Source organism: Halomonas urmiana, assembly GCF_005780185.1.
In the GTDB taxonomy this organism is placed as follows: domain Bacteria; phylum Pseudomonadota; class Gammaproteobacteria; order Pseudomonadales; family Halomonadaceae; genus Halomonas; species Halomonas urmiana.
Genome location: NZ_VBUI01000003.1, coordinates 183,616 through 198,114, shown reverse-complemented (window position 1 = coordinate 198,114; position 14,499 = coordinate 183,616). Strand labels below are relative to the sequence as shown.

The following is a 14,499-nucleotide window of genomic DNA, read 5'->3' as shown; positions in this document are numbered from 1 at the left end:
GCTAGCAGCTTCAGGGCCATGGTATGCCTGGCGTGCATAGACCGTTGCCTGCGAGCGGACTTTTCGGACAAAACCTAGCATGGGGCGAGCGTGAGTCACCATGCCACTATTTCTACGTTCTCTGATATTTTCGGCAATCCCCCTTAGGTCGATGACGGGTCACGCCTCGACCAGCTCCTTCACCTTGCCGACGATGTGCGCGCCGATGGGCAGCGCCGAGGTGGCCGCCGGGGACGGGGCGTTGCCGACGTTGACGGTGCGCCGGGTGTTGACGAACAGGAAATCGTCGACGAGCTTGCCGTCGCGGGTCACCGCCTGGGCGCGCACCCCGGCCGGATAGGGCTCCAGGTCCTCGAGGGTCAGGCTCGGGCAGTACTTGCGCACCAGCTCCAGGTAGCCGCGCTTGTGCAGTGAGTTCTTCATCTCGGCAAGCCCCGGGCGCAGGTTCTTGCCCAGCACCCTGAGGATGCCCGGGTCGCTGAACATCCGCGCCATGTCGGAAAGCGAGACGTCGCGCTTGCGATAGCCCTCGCGGGCCAGCGCCAGCACGGCGTTGGGCCCCACGGTCACGCTGCCGTCGATCATGCGCGTCAGGTGCACGCCCAGAAACGGCATGGACGGGTCGGGGATGGGGTAGATCAGGTGATTGACGATGGCGTTGTGCTCGGCGGGCAGCAGATAGTACTCGCCGCGGAACGGGCAGATGCTGAAGCCGGGGTCGCGGCCGAGCAGGCGCACCACGCGATCGGCCATCAGGCCCGAGCAGGACACCAGGTAGCGCCCGGTGAACTCGCCCGTGGAGGTGGTGACCACCACCTCCTGGCGGCGCTCCTCCAGGGCGGTGACCTCGGCGCCGAAGCGGATCTCGCCGCCCAGGCGCTCGAACTCGGCGGCCATCGCCCGAGTGACCTCGGCGTAGTCGACGATGCCGCTGGAGGGCACGAAGATGCCGGCGATGCCGGTGATGTTCGGCTCGCGCTCCTTGAGCGCCTCACTGGAGAGCCACTCGCGCTCCAGGCCGTTGGCCGCGGTGCGCTCCCATAGCGCCTCCATGCGCTGCTTCTCCTGCTCGTTGGTGGCCACCAGCAGCTTGCCGCAGGTGTCGTAGGCGATGCCGTGGGCGTCGCAGAAGGCCTTGGTGGCCCGGTTGCCCTCCAGGCAGAAGCGCGCCTTGAGGCTGCCCGGGGTGTAGTAGACTCCGGCATGGATCACGCCGCTGTTGTGGCCGGTCTGGTGGCGCGCCGCCTCGCGCTCCTTCTCCACCACCAGCATGCGGCGATCCGGATAGGCCTGTTTGAGCTGCATGGCGGTGGACATGCCCAGGATGCCGCCGCCGATGATGATGAAATCGTACATGCCGTCCTCGCTCCTCCAATGAGACGGCCACGCCGTCGTCACGGCGTGGCCTCGTCAGTCTAACCCGTCGGTCGCGTCGCGGCGCCTCACACCTGGCGCGGATTACGCAGGGTCTTGGCATGGGTGAAGTAGCCGCGCTGGCGCATCAGCTCGCGGCGCAGCTCCGGGTGCGGCGTGAAACGATCCCGGCCGTGCAGCCAGAAGTGGTTGTTGATCAGCAGGAAGCTGCCCACCGGGTTGGCCACCGAGAGGATCGCCGGGCTTCCCTCGAGTGACTCGGAGAGGTCGGTCAGCCAGTTGCCCTCCTCGAAGTCCTTGGGCTGCACGAACTGGTCGATGTAGGACATGATCGGCAGGCCCTCGGCGTCCACGTCGAAGACCGCATGATAGACGTCCCGGGCGACGTTCTTGCTGGGCGGCGCGGTCCAGCGCAGCTTGCGGCGCGCCAGCGGATGGCGATAGAAGCGCTCGAGCCCTTCCCAGTCGTCCAGGTGCAGCAGCAGGGAGTTGCCGCCCTGCATGTGCTGCTCGTCGATCTTCATCATCAGCACATAGTCGGTGTCCTGCTCGACGAAGGTGCCGTCGTTGTGCAGCTCCATCACCCGGTGTGGCTGGCGCAGGTAGCTGTCGGACTCGTCGACGTTCTTCACCACGAAGCGCGCATAGTACTGGCCGCTCATGGCGTCGAAGTTGGAGCGCCCCATCAGGTGCGCCACGGCGGTGGCGAACTTGACCATCTCCTCGGCCTGCTCGACGTCGTCCAGCCCCTCGGGCGTGACCTGCAGGCCGCCGGTGGCACGGTCCACCAGGGTGTTGATCAGCACCGGCTGCAGGGTGTTGTCGCACAGGTCATCGAGGATCCTGGCCACCCGGAAGCGCAGCATGGACTTGTACTCGAGCGCCTGCACCGGCCATTCGGCGACGGCCTCGAGGAAGGCCGCGACCACCTCGCGGCCGACGGTGAGCTGCAACAGCCGCGGCGACTGGGCGGAAGGCGCCAGGGTGAAGCCGTGGAGATCGGCGGGCAGGGGCATGGCGGTCTCGGGCAGCTGGGTCAGTACGGTCATGTCAGGGGCTCCATGGCGTTACGTGGACACAATCTAAAAATATCTATACTTTTTGTTTTTGTCAAAAATAAAGGACGGCCAGTGGCCATCCTTTACGTCCTGTTGTCGATGGCCGCCCCGGGACTCCCGGGGCGGCCGTCTGTCGCACCAGGGATCAGCGACCGGGGTAGGGATCCGCGCCGGCCAGCTCGCGGCTCATCATGGTGTCGCTGTAGGCGACGCCATAGCGGCGGCGTGACCAGGCGTAGAGGGACAGGCCGATCAGCATCCAGCCGGCGAAGATGATCCACTCGATGGTGGAGAGCGCCGAGGGACTGCCCGGCAGGTACATGCCGATCAGCGCCACCGAAAGGATCACCGACAGCGCCCCCACGGCCTTGCCGCGGCGGACCCGGAACGGCCGGGCCATGTCGGGCTCGTTGCGACGCAGTGCCACGAAGGAGAGCGCCACGAACAGATAGGCGATGACGATGCCCAGGCCGCCGGCGACCACCAGCCACACCAGCGCCTGCCGGCCGAAGAAGGGCGCGAGGGAAGAGAGCACGCCCATCACCAGGATGGCGTTGGTCGGCGTACGATGCCTAGGGTGCAGCTTGGCCAGGAAGGCCGGCAGCATGCCGGAGTGTGCCAAGGCATAGATGGCCCGCGAACCGCCGATGTAGAAGGCGTTCCAGCTGGTGATAATGCCGGCGATGCCGGCCAGGATCATCAGGTTGCCGGCCCAGGGCGCCTGGAAGGCGGCCTGCATGGCATCCGGCACCGCCAGCGAGCTCGCGCCCAGCGCCGCGGGATCGAGCATCAGCGCGGTCCCCAGGATGATGAAGGCGTACCAGAACACCGCCAGGATCACCGAGATCATCAGCACGCGACCGATCTCCTTGAAGGGCAGGTCGATCTCCTCGGCGGCCTGGGGGATCACGTCGAAACCGACGAACATGAAGGGCACCATGATGATCACCATCATGATGCCGCCCATCACGCCCTCCTCGACGCTGAACAGCGGCTGCATGGTCTCGGTGCTGCCCTGGAAGAGGGCCCCGGTGATGAACATCACGCCCACCGCCAGGATCAGCAGGGTCACGACCTTCTGCACCAGGGCGGCGGTGCGCACGCCGATGTAGTTGATCGCCATCATGGCAAGCGAGCCGGCCACGCCGACGGCGACCCAGGTCGCCTTCACGTCCCAGCCGGCGATGGTCCAGAGCTGGCCCACCGCGTAATCCGGGAAGAGGTGCTCCACCACGGTGGGCAGCGCCACGGCCTCGAAGGCGACCACGCTCACGTAGCCCAGGGTGATGGCCCAGGTGCAGAGGAAGGAGGCGAAGTGCCCCATGGCGCGGTAGCTGTAGACGTGCTCGCCGCCGACCTGGGGCATCGCCGAGGCGAGCTCCGCGTAGGTCAGCCCCACCAGCACGATGATCAGCCCACCGATCAGGAAGGCGGTGATCGCGCCCAGGCTGCCGGCCGACTGGATCCAGCTGCCGGTCAGCACGATCCAGCCCCAACCGATCATCGCGCCGAAGGCCAGGGCCAGCACGTCCTTGCGCGCCAGGACTCGCTTCAGATGCGTCTCATGCGACGTCTCGTTGTTCATGTCAGCCTCGTCGTCGTTTGTCGTTATGGTGATTTACGATTTTCCCTGAAAACGTCTACAAAGTAGTAAACGATAGAAAAACGTTCAAGAGAAATGAAACGCGATCGGCGTAGACATTCGTCTCGCTCGGCGGCCGCCATCCTCGGCCTAGACGGCAGAATTATCCAATAAAATCATTTAAAACAGATATCTATCAAACAAATCAGGACACGACAGGCCAAGCAACCTCCTTCCAGGGTGTTCGATATTCCGCACGACACGTCCCCCGTGCCAAACCCCGCCGACGCGACAATTTTTCCCTGAAAATTCCCCGAATGGACACTGGCAAAAACGTCCTTCAGCCGCCATAGTGTGCTTGTCGCAATTGCCAACTGGAGCATCATGAGCACGGCACGCCACACCGCCCACGCGGAACTGATCGACCCTCCGCGAAGCTGCCCTGACCTCGATGTCAGGGACCTGGAAAAACGTACGCGCCTCATGCGTATCATCACACGGCTGATCGCCGTGTCTGACCTGGGCAGCCGCGAGATCGCTCGCCGCGCCGGTCTGCCGATGCAGAAGATCAGCGACCTCCTCTCGGGGAAGCTGGAGCATCTCTCGGTGGACGAGCTGCGCCTGGTCTATCACAGCATCGACACGAGCGGGACACCCACGCCGCCCTGATCGATGACCGCCTCGGGCTACCGCCTCGGCACCGAACAGCGAACGCTCCGCCCACCGGCGGGGCGTTTTTTTCTTGTCTTTATACCACCCTTAATATCTTTTAATTTCAGCAGATTACGCCAACATTACGCCAACATTAAGAGCTTGCTAACAATCTCTTGACCGACATCAAGAGGCCTGCCATGGGTCACCGCTAGCCTTCGGATAACGCCTTTCGCCTGCCCGCGAAAGATTCCGCCCCATCCAGGCCACCGGAGGCGCCATGGACCCCATTCGCCGTTCCCTTCTCGGCCAGCTGGCCCGCTTGAGCGCGGGCGCCGCGATGGTGCCGCTATCGAGCGTCGCTAGTGCCGGCATCAACCAGCAGCCGCCTCGTCGTGAAGGCGACCCCAGAAAGCGCTACGGCATGCTCATCGACCTGCGCCAGTGCATCGGCTGCCAGGCCTGCACGGTGTCGTGCCATATCGAGAACGCCGCGCCGCTGGGCAGCTTTCGCACCACCGTCTCCCAGTACGAGGTGGCGCACCAGGAGACCGGCGAGGTCGCCACCTTCATGCTGCCCAGGCTCTGCAACCACTGCGAGAATCCGGCCTGCGTGCCGGTCTGCCCGGTGGAGGCCACCTACCAGCGCCAGGACGGCATCGTGGTGGTGGACAGCGACCGCTGCGTGGGCTGCGCCTACTGCGTCAACGCCTGCCCCTACGACGCCCGTTTCATCAACGAGCGCACCCAGACCGCCGACAAGTGCACCTTCTGCGCCCACCGCCTGGAGGCGGGCCTGCTGCCGGCCTGCGTGGAGAGCTGCGTGGGCGGCGCTCGGAGCATCGGCGACATGCGCGACCCGGACAGCCAGATCAGCCGCATGATCGCCGAGCATCGCGATGAGCTGATGGTGCTGCAGCCCGAGAAGAACACCCTGCCCCAGGTCTTCTACCTCGGCATGGACGAGCGCTTCGTCACCCGTCCCGATGCCGAGCCGGTGGCCCTGGACGTCCTCGACTCCCACGGCAAGGAGATGGGCTATGAATTCGGCCATTGAGCTGCTCGCCCCGCGCTACGACATCGCCTGGTACCCCTGGGCGGTGCAGTACTTCTTCATGATCGCCCTCTCCTACGCGAGCCTTTGGCTGGCCGCCCCGGCGCTGGTGTTCGGCAAGTCATCCTGGCTGCCCACCGCGCGCCTGGCGCTGCTGGCCTGCCTGACCACCACCCTGGTGGCGCCGGTGGCGCTGCTCGCCGACCTGCACCAGCCGCTGCGCTTCTGGCACTTCTACGCCTACGCCAACGGCCACTCCTGGATGTCGGTGGGCAGCCTGATCCTGCCGCTCTACGTGGTGGGCGTGATCGTGCTGGCCTGGCTGGCCTGGCGGCCGGCGCTGCAGGCGAATCGTCAGGCGCCCGGGCTCAAAGGCCTGCTCGCCCGCTGGCTGTCGCTGGGCGAGGCGCCGACCCCGCGCGCCCTGGTGGTGCTGGTGGGTCTCGCCACCCTGGCGCTCTCCACCGGCATCATGCTCTACACCGGCGCCGAGGTGGCCATCGTCAAGGCGCGCCCGCTGTGGCACACCGTCTGGCTGCCGCCGATGTTCGTGGCCACCGGTGCCATCGCCGCTTCCGGCCTGATCCTGGTGCTCAACCGCGTGAGCGGTCTATGCGATGCCAGCGTCGTCGGCCAGATACTCCGGGTGATGCTGGGCGCCTGCCTGGCGGCGGGCCTGGTCGCCGGCAGCTGGTTCCTCGACGGCATCAACGCCCACGTCGGCTCGGTGGCCGCGGCCATGGAATCCGTGCGCGACAGCGCCGAGTGGCGCAGCACCGCGATCTGGGGCGGCCTCACCGGCCTGGTCCTGTTCGGCGCGGTGCTCTTCCTGCTCACCCGCCCCGCTGCACGTCGCCCGGCGCTCTTCGCCTGGGCCTGGCTACTGGGCCTCGCGGCCCTGCACGTCGGCTGGATGTTCCGCTGGGTGGTGCTGATGGACGTGCAGACCGTGGCCCGCCACAGCGCCGGCTTCCACCACTACGGCATCCCCGCCGGCTCGTCCGGCATCCTCGGCATCGTCGGCACCTTCGGCCTATGGCTCGCCGCCATCCTGCTGGTCGACCTCTTCGTGCCGTGGCGCCAGGCCTCCCAGGGCGGCAGCGCCGCCGACGCCTCACCCGCCGCACCCGAACACCCTGACGTCGAAGGAGCCCTCCGTCATGGCTAAGTCGTCCGCAGATCCGTCACGCCGCCGCTTCATGAAAGGCGCCGTCGCCGCCGGCGGCGCCGCCACCTTCGCCGCCGGCTACGCCGATCCGCTGCTGAAGATGGGCAAGGGCCTCACCGGCAGCGCCGGCGAGACGCCCGAGCACCCGATTCACGGCAACTCCCTGGCGCCGGAATACAGCGTCGACTCGGCCAGCGGCGAGCTGACCCTGAACCCCGACCAGCGCCTCGCCTTCACCGTCTGCTACGGCTGCACCACCAAGTGCGGCGTGCGGGTACGCGTCGACAACGCCACCGACCAGGTGCTGCGCGTCGCCGGCAATCCCTACCACCCGCTCTCCGCCGACGAGCACCTGCCGATGCGTACCCCGGTGGTTGATGCCCTGCGCGGCCTCAGCGCCTACGGCGACCAGGGCCAGCAGAACCGCTCCACCGCCTGCGCCCGCGGCAACGCCATGATGAGCCAGATCGACAGCCCCTTCCGGGTCACCCACTGCCTGAAGCGGGTCGGCGAGCGCGGCAGCCGGGAGTGGCGGAAGGTGCCCTTCGAGCAGGTGATCGAGGAGATCTGTGAGGGCGGCGACCTGTTCGGCGAGGGCCAGGTGGAGGGCCTGCGCGCCATCCACGACGTCGACACGCCGATCGATCCGGCGAACCCCGAGTACGGCCCGAAGGCCAACCAGCTGATGGTGATGGAGGCCACCGACTATGGCCGCTCGGCACTGCTCAAGCGCTTCGCCTTCAACGCCTTTGGTACCCGCAACTACGGCCACCACGGCTCTTACTGCGGCCTGGCCTTCCGCATGGGCTCCGGCGCCGTGATGAACGACATGAAAAAGTTCGCCCACGTCAAGCCGGACATCCAGAACGCGCGCTTCATCATGTACATCGGCTGTGCGCCCAGCCAGGCCGGCAACCCCTTCAAGCGCCAGGGGCGGCTGATCGCCCAGGCACGTGCCGCCGGCACCCTGGAGTACGTGGTGGTCGACCCCGCACTCAACGCCTCGGCCTCCCACGCCGCCGACCATAACCGCTGGGTGCCGATCCGCCCGGGCACCGACAGCGCCTTTGCCATGGCGCTGATCCGCTGGCTGCTCGACCACGAGGGCTACGCCGGCGAGTTCCTCACGCTGCCCGGCCAGGCCGCCGCCGACGCCGCCGGGGAGGCCACCCACTCCAACGCCACCCACCTGGTGATCGACAGCGCCGGCCACCCGCGCCGCGGCCGCTTCCTGCGCGCCAGCGATCTGGGCCGCGCCGAGGCGGGGGCCGAGGACGACGCGCCGCTGGTGATCGCCGACGGCGAGCTGGTCCACGGCGAGTCGGTGATGGCCGCCGAGCTCTTCGTCGACCGCGAGGTGGAGCTCGGCGCCGCCCAGGACGGCAGCGGCGAGCGGGTACGGGTCAAGAGCAGCCTGACCATGCTGCGCGAGGCGGCCCATGAGCACAGCCTCGCCGACTACGCCGCGCACTGCGGCATCCCCGAAGCCACCATCGTCGACCTGGCAGAGCGCTATGCCCGCCACGGCCGCCGCGCGGTGACCAACTGCCACGGCGGCATGATGTCCGGCAACGGCTTCTACGCCGCCTTTGCGGTGCAGATGCTCAACGTGCTGGCCGGCAACCACAACCGCAAGGGCGGCAGCGCCCCCGGCGGTGGCCAGTTCAACGGCGTGGGCGAAGGCCCGCGCTACGACCTGGCCAACTTCCCCGGCAAGCGCGGCCCCCAGGGGATCTTCCTCTCCCGCTCGCGCTTCCCCTACGAGAAGTCCTCCGAGTACCAGCGCAAGGTGGCCGCCGGGGAGAATCCCTACCCCGCCCGGGCGCCGTGGCGCTCCCTGGCGCCGCCCACCCTCACCGAGCACCTGCCCTCGGCGCTGGACGGCTACCCCTACCCCATCAAGGCGCTGATCGGCTGCATGGCCAACCCCATCTACGGCCAGGCCGGCCTCGAGGGGCTGATCGCCGACAAGCTCAAGGATCCCAAGCGCCTGGGGCTCTACGTGGCGGTCGACGGCTTCATCAACGAGACCAACCGCTACGCCGACTACATCGTGCCGGACTCGGTGATGTACGAGGTGTGGGGCTTCACCGGTGCCTGGCGCGGCACCCTGGGCAAGATGACCACCGCCTGCTGGCCGGTGGTGGAGCCGCGCCAGCAGAAGACCGCGGAGGGCGAGCCGGTCTCCATGGAGAGCTTCTTCATCGCCGTGGCCAAGCGCCTGGGCCTGCCCGGCTTCGGCGAGGGGGCGATCCCCGCCGCCGACGGCACCCTGCACCCGCTGAACCGCGCCGAGGACTTCTTCCTGCGCGCCGCGGCCAACGTCGCCTTCCAGGGCGAGCCGCTGCCGGCCGCCGAGCAGGGCGACATCGACCACGCCGGCCTGGCGCCGCTGATGCCGAAGCTCGAGCGCACCCTGCCCCCCGATGAGCGCGGGCCAGTGGCCTACCTCTACGCCCGCGGCGGGCGCTTCGAGGACTTCTCGGATCACTTCGAGGGCGAGAACCTCGCCAGCGCCTGGACGCGCACCCTGTGCGTCTACAACGAGCGGGTCGGCACCAGCATCAACACCCAGACCGGCGTGCCCAACCGTGGCGTGCCCTGTCACGGCCTGCCCTCCCTGGCCGACGGGCGAGCCATGCGCGAGGTGTTCACCGAAGAGGAGTGGCCGCTGCTGGCGTTCTCGTTCAAGTCGAACCTGATGAACTCCTACGCCATCGGCCTCGAGCGGCTGCGCATGATCAAGCCCTACAACCCGGTGATGCTGCACCGTGAGGACGCCGAGCGCTTCGGCATCGACCACGGCGACGTGATCCGCATCGAGAGCCCCGGGGGCAGCGTGACCGCGCTGGCGCTGGTCGGCGAGGGGGTCGCGCCGGGGGCGCTGGCCATCGAGCACGGCTACGGGCACCGCGACCTGGGCGCCACGCCCCACGTGATCGACGGCGAGTCCCAGCCCGACCTCGAGTGGCTGCGCGCCGGCATCAACATCAACGACCTGGGCTTCGCCGACCCGACCCGCCGGGTGGCCGGCACCTGGCTCGAGCCGATCAGCGGCGCCGCCGTGCGCCAGGGGCTGCCGATCCGCGTCACCCGCGTCGAGGGCTGAGCGGACGCCGGACCGCTCGACGCCAACGCCCCGCCTGTACGGCGGGGCGTTTGTTGTGCGGCGACGATAACGGGGATCCGGCGTCGGTGATCGACGCGCCCGCGTCAGTGATCGACCAGATAGTGCACGCTGAACAGCGCCTGGTCATCCAGCCAGACGGCGCCGGACCGGTAGCCGGCCCGCGCGGCCAGCGCCTGGAAGTCCTCCAGGCGGTACTTGCAGGAGTTCTCGGTATGCAGCGTCTCGCCCAGCTCGAAGGCGAAGCGCTGCCCGTCGAGGGTGATGGCCTGGCGTTCCCGGCTGACCAGGTGCATCTCGATGCAAGAGGCCGCCTCGTTGAAGACGGCGCGGTGGGCGAAGGCCCCGAGTTCGACCTCGGCGCCCAGCTCGCGGCGCATGCGTTCGAGCAGGTTGAGGTTGAAGGCCGCGGTGACACCGGCGGCGTCGTTGTAGGCCGCCTCCAGCCGGTCGCGCGCCTTGACCAGGTCGACGCCGATCAGCACCCCGCTGCCCGGCGGCAGCGCCCGGCGCAGGCGGGAGAGGAAGGCCTCGGCCTCGGCGGGCGTGAAGTTGCCGATGCTCGAGCCCGGGAAGAAGGCCATCGCCCGGTGCCCCGCGAGGCTCGGCGGCATCCGCACCCCGGCCGAGTAATCGCCCCAGGCGGCGTGCACCTCGAGCCAGGGGTAGTCGGCGGCCAGGCGACGGGTGCTCTGCAGCAGGAAGTCCCGGGAGATGTCGACGCCGAGATAGTGGCTGGGGCGCAGCGCCTCGAGCAGGCGCCGCACCTTGCGGCTGGCGCCGCTGCCGAGCTCGACCAGCAGGGTATCGGGCCCCACCAGCGCCGCGATCTCGTCGACGGCCGCGGCGAGGATGCCCTCCTCGGTGCGGGTCAGGTAGTACTCGGGCTGCGCGCAGATGGCCTCGAAGAGCCGCGAGCCGCGCGCATCATAGAAGTGCTTGGGCGAGAGCGCCTTCGGCGCGGCGGCGAGGCCATGGATGACGTCGTCGCGAAACGCGCCCCCCGCGCCCTCGACATGCTGGTCATGGAAGTGCACGGCTGCAGTCATCGAGGTCCCCTGAGAGGTAAGCCCACCGGCTGATGGCGATTCCCGGCGGCAGGCCCGAGCCGGGGAAATTCTCGCGCCGGAATCCGGCTAGACTGGGCGCGGCGCGAGCCCTGGATCCCTCGCGCAACCCTCTCACCAATCTAGAGCGAGCCCCCTCATGCAGCAACCGCAGCCGCCCCTGGGGTTACAAGCGTTACGCGATATCGTGCTGGTCGGCGGCGGCCATACCCACGTCGGCGTGCTGAAGCGCTTCGCCATGCGCCCCGAACCGGGCGTGCGGCTCACCCTGATCTGCCGCGACACCCACACCCCCTACTCGGGCATGCTGCCGGGCTACGTCGCCGGGCACTACGGCTACGACGACGTGCATATCGACCTGCGCCGGCTGGCGGAATACGCCGGGGCCCGCTTCTTCGCCGACGAGGCCGTCGGCATCGACCACGAGTCGCGCCGGGTGCTGTGCCACTCGCGCCCCCCGGTGCCCTACGACTGGCTGTCGATCAACATCGGCTCGACCCCCCGGGTGGGCAGGGTCCACGGCGCCGACGCTCACGCCGTGCCGGTCAAGCCGATCCACCGCTTCAACGACCGCTGGCAGACGCTGCTCCAGCGCATCGAGGCGCACCCCGGCACGACCCGGGTGGCGGTGGTCGGCGGCGGCGCCGGCGGGGTCGAGCTGCTGCTGGCCATGCAGTACCGGCTGGGCCGCGAGCTGTCCGCCCGGGGGCGCGACCCGGCCGAGCTTCGCTTCGCGCTCTTCACCCGCGGCGAGCACATCCTGCCGACCCATAACCCCCGGGTGCGCCGGCACTTCGAGGCCACGTTGCGCCGTCGGGGCGTCGCGGTGCATGCCGGCACCGAGGTGGTCGCCGTCGAGGAGGGCCGGCTGCAGGCGGATGACGGCCGCTGGCACGACGCCGACGAGATCGTCTGGGTGACCAACGCCGGCGGCGCCGACTGGCTCAAGGACACCCGGCTGGCGCTCGACGACGACGGCTTCATCCGGGTCGGCGAGACCCTCCAGTCACTCTCGGACCCGCGGATCTTCGCCGCCGGCGACATCGCCCACCAGGTCGATCATCCCCGCGAGAAGGCCGGGGTCTTCGCCGTGCGCCAGGGCCGCCCGCTGGCCGACAACCTGCGCGCCGCCGTGACCGGCCGGCCGCTCTCGCCCTACCGCCCGCAGCGTGACTGGCTGGCGCTGATCAGCACCGGCGACCGCCACGCCGTGGCCTCCCGTGGCGGGCTCTATCTGGCCGGCGACTGGGCCTGGCGCTGGAAGGACTGGATCGACCGGCGCTTCATGGCCCGCTTCAACGACCTGCCGCCGATGACGGAGGACGCCATGAAGGCCCCGGCACGCAGCCGGGTGGCGCTGGACGAGGACGAGAGCGCCCAGGCGATCTCGGCGCTTGCCATGCGCTGCGGCGGCTGCGGCGCCAAGGTGGGCGCCACCACCCTCTCCCGGGCGCTCTCGACGCTTGAGCCCGTCGCGCGCGAGGAGGTGCTGGTCGGCCTGCACGCACCGGACGACGCCGCCGTGGTGCGAGTGCCGCCCGGCAAGGACATGGTGCACACCGTGGACTTCTTCCGCGCCTTCATCGACGACCCCTACGTGTTCGGCCAGATCGCCGCCAACCATGCGCTGGGCGATATCTTCGCCATGGGCGCCGAGGCGCAGACCGCCACAGCGGTGGCCACGGTGCCCCAGGGGCTCGAGGCCAAGGTCGAGGACACCGTCTTCCAGATGATGAGCGGCGCGGTGGAGGTGCTCAACGCCGCCGACTGCGCCCTGGTGGGCGGACACACCGGCGAGGGCAGCGAGCTGGCCCTGGGCTTCGCCGTCAACGGCCTGATCGACAGCGACAGCACGGCCCTGATGACCAAGGGCGGCCTGCGTCCCGGCCAGGTGCTGATTCTCACCAAGCCCATCGGCACCGGCACGCTGTTCGCCGCCCACGCGAGGCTCGCCGCCCGGGGGCGCTGGATCGATGCGGCGCTGGCCAGTATGGTCCAGTCCAACCGCGAGGGGGCGGCCTGCCTGCATGAGCACGGCGCCACCGCTTGCACCGACCTCACCGGCTTCGGCCTGCTCGGCCACCTGGTGGAGATGACGCGCCCCTCGGGGGTGGATGCCGAACTCGACCTGGCGGCCTTGCCGCTGCTCGAGGGGGCCGAGGAGACCGTCGCCGCCGGCATCCTGAGCTCCCTGCAGCCCGCCAACGTGCGCCTGCGCCGGGCCATTCGCGACCAGGCGGCCTGGGTCGAGCACCCGCGCTACCCGCTGCTCTTCGACCCCCAGACCGCCGGAGGCCTGCTCGCCGGGGTGCCCGCCGAGCGCGCCGAGGCCTGCCTCTCGGCCCTGCACGCCCGGGGCTACACGCACGCCACGATCATCGGCCGCATCAACTCCGCCGGCGAGACGCTGGAGCCCATCACGCTCACGACCACCATGCTGGAGGCGTCATGACCCCGGCGGCCCGGGAGCGTCTGCTGGGCATCGCGACGGTCCTCATTGCCGCCACGCTCTGGGGAACCACCGGCACCGCGGCGACCTTCGCACCCGACGTCAGCGCCGTGGCGATCGGTGCCGTGGCCATGGGCGGCGGCGGCCTGATGCAGGCCGCCCTCTCTGCCCGGCGGATCCGCCGCCATGCCGGCCTGCTGCGAGCGCGGTGGCAATGCCTGCTGCTGGGCGCCGTCGCCGTGGCGATCTATCCGCTGGCGTTCTATGCCTCCATGCGCCTGGCCGGCGTCACCATCGGTACGGTGGTCTCCATCGGCTCGGCACCGCTGCTCTCGGCGCTGATCGAATCTCGTCTGGATGGGCTGCGACTCACCGGGCGCTGGATGGCCGGCGCCGGGCTGGGGCTTGCCGGCATGCTGCTGCTGTGCCTGGCCGAGGGGAGCGGCCATGGGCCGACCGGGACCGGTTCGGATGTCATCCCTGGTGTGCTGCTGGGCCTGCTGGCCGGGCTCAGCTATGCCCTCTACTCGTGGACGGCGCGTCGCCTGATGGAAGGTGGCAGTGCGCCCCGGGCCGCCATGGGCGCCACCTTCGGGATCGGCGGCCTGCTGCTGATGCCGGTGCTGCTGGTGACCGGTGCACCGCTGCTGGCCTCATGGGGCAATGCCGCGGTCGGGCTCTACATGGCCCTGGTCCCGATGTTCCTGGGCTATCTCTGCTTCGGGCACGGCCTGGCCCGCATTCCCGCCAGCACCGCCACGACAATCACGCTCTTCGAACCGGTGGTGGCGGCGGGACTGGCGGTGGTCATCGTCGGCGAACGCCTACCCGCGCTGGGCTGGACCGGCATCGCGCTGATCCTGGCCTGCCTGGTGTGCATCAGCGCTCCCGTCAAAACGGCGACGCGGGAGGAGCACGTCTCGCCGGCCCGCCCCGAGGGCGCGCCTGACGGACGATCGTGACGTCAAG

General features: G+C 69.1%; 10 protein-coding genes. 6 read left to right on the top strand and 4 right to left on the bottom strand.

All coding sequences use genetic code 11. The annotated features are described in order from the left end of the window. Window positions 1-159: 159 nt before the first annotated feature. From lhgO to FEI13_RS03255, 3 genes are all read right to left on the bottom strand, one after another. Complete coding sequence (gene lhgO, locus FEI13_RS03265; protein WP_138179480.1) at window positions 160-1,356, bottom strand: L-2-hydroxyglutarate oxidase; 1,197 nt, start codon at window positions 1,354-1,356, stop codon at window positions 160-162. Between the two features lie 86 nt (window positions 1,357-1,442). Beyond that, on the bottom strand, window positions 1,443-2,423 hold the full coding sequence (glaH, locus tag FEI13_RS03260) for a glutarate dioxygenase GlaH (RefSeq protein ID WP_138179478.1): 981 nt from the start codon (window positions 2,421-2,423) through the stop codon (window positions 1,443-1,445). Between the two features lie 154 nt (window positions 2,424-2,577). Continuing rightward, on the bottom strand, window positions 2,578-4,017 hold the full coding sequence (locus FEI13_RS03255) for an APC family permease (RefSeq protein WP_138179476.1): 1,440 nt from the start codon (window positions 4,015-4,017) through the stop codon (window positions 2,578-2,580). A gap of 381 nt (window positions 4,018-4,398) precedes the next feature. Between FEI13_RS03255 and FEI13_RS03250 the strand changes: the two genes are divergently transcribed. The 4 genes from FEI13_RS03250 to FEI13_RS03235 all read left to right on the top strand — a co-directional run bounded on the left by FEI13_RS03250 (window position 4,399) and on the right by FEI13_RS03235 (window position 9,996). Next, window positions 4,399-4,683, top strand: a complete 285-nt coding sequence (locus FEI13_RS03250; RefSeq protein WP_138179474.1) for an XRE family transcriptional regulator — start codon at window positions 4,399-4,401, stop codon at window positions 4,681-4,683. A 262-nt stretch (window positions 4,684-4,945) separates the two neighbouring features. Then, window positions 4,946-5,722 carry a sulfate reduction electron transfer complex DsrMKJOP subunit DsrO gene (dsrO, locus tag FEI13_RS03245; protein ID WP_138179472.1) on the top strand — a complete coding sequence of 259 codons (777 nt, stop codon included), beginning with the start codon at window positions 4,946-4,948 and terminating at the stop codon, window positions 5,720-5,722. After that, complete coding sequence (gene nrfD, locus FEI13_RS03240; RefSeq protein WP_138179470.1) at window positions 5,706-6,887, top strand: NrfD/PsrC family molybdoenzyme membrane anchor subunit; 1,182 nt, start codon at window positions 5,706-5,708, stop codon at window positions 6,885-6,887. The genes dsrO and nrfD overlap by 17 nt, the downstream gene beginning before the upstream one ends. Next, a complete protein-coding gene (locus FEI13_RS03235) occupies window positions 6,880-9,996 on the top strand; it encodes a molybdopterin dinucleotide binding domain-containing protein (RefSeq protein WP_138179468.1) in 3,117 nt (1,038 codons plus the stop codon). Before nrfD ends, FEI13_RS03235 begins: the two co-directional genes overlap by 8 nt. Before the next feature lie 104 nt (window positions 9,997-10,100). Here the strand turns inward: FEI13_RS03235 and egtD are convergent, their stop codons facing one another. Further along, the gene (gene egtD, locus FEI13_RS03230; RefSeq protein ID WP_138179466.1) at window positions 10,101-11,063 is read right to left on the bottom strand and encodes an L-histidine N(alpha)-methyltransferase; all 963 of its coding nucleotides are present in this window, start codon (window positions 11,061-11,063) and stop codon (window positions 10,101-10,103) included. Window positions 11,064-11,220: 157 nt separating this feature from the next. Here egtD and selD point away from each other — a divergent pair, with 157 nt between their 5' ends. Both selD and FEI13_RS03220 read left to right on the top strand, forming a co-directional pair. Continuing rightward, window positions 11,221-13,533 (top strand): selenide, water dikinase SelD, encoded by a 2,313-nt coding sequence (gene selD / locus FEI13_RS03225; RefSeq protein ID WP_138179464.1) that lies wholly within the window; start codon window positions 11,221-11,223, stop codon window positions 13,531-13,533. Continuing rightward, entirely contained in the window at window positions 13,530-14,492 is a 963-nt protein-coding gene (locus tag FEI13_RS03220; RefSeq protein WP_138179462.1) for a DMT family transporter, read from the top strand. The genes selD and FEI13_RS03220 overlap by 4 nt, the downstream gene beginning before the upstream one ends. Window positions 14,493-14,499 lie beyond the last annotated feature (7 nt).

What these genes read in the sequence shown, in the direction of transcription:
- lhgO (WP_138179480.1), bottom strand. Translation starts at nt 1,356, where the DNA reads ATGTACGATTTCATCATCATCGGCGGCGGCATCCTGGGCATGTCCACC.
- glaH (WP_138179478.1), bottom strand. Translation starts at nt 2,423, where the DNA reads ATGACCGTACTGACCCAGCTGCCCGAGACCGCCATGCCCCTGCCCGCC.
- FEI13_RS03255 (WP_138179476.1), bottom strand. Translation starts at nt 4,017, where the DNA reads ATGAACAACGAGACGTCGCATGAGACGCATCTGAAGCGAGTCCTGGCG.
- FEI13_RS03250 (WP_138179474.1), top strand. Translation starts at nt 4,399, where the DNA reads ATGAGCACGGCACGCCACACCGCCCACGCGGAACTGATCGACCCTCCG.
- dsrO (WP_138179472.1), top strand. Translation starts at nt 4,946, where the DNA reads ATGGACCCCATTCGCCGTTCCCTTCTCGGCCAGCTGGCCCGCTTGAGC.
- nrfD (WP_138179470.1), top strand. Translation starts at nt 5,706, where the DNA reads ATGAATTCGGCCATTGAGCTGCTCGCCCCGCGCTACGACATCGCCTGG.
- FEI13_RS03235 (WP_138179468.1), top strand. Translation starts at nt 6,880, where the DNA reads ATGGCTAAGTCGTCCGCAGATCCGTCACGCCGCCGCTTCATGAAAGGC.
- egtD (WP_138179466.1), bottom strand. Translation starts at nt 11,063, where the DNA reads ATGACTGCAGCCGTGCACTTCCATGACCAGCATGTCGAGGGCGCGGGG.
- selD (WP_138179464.1), top strand. Translation starts at nt 11,221, where the DNA reads ATGCAGCAACCGCAGCCGCCCCTGGGGTTACAAGCGTTACGCGATATC.
- FEI13_RS03220 (WP_138179462.1), top strand. Translation starts at nt 13,530, where the DNA reads ATGACCCCGGCGGCCCGGGAGCGTCTGCTGGGCATCGCGACGGTCCTC.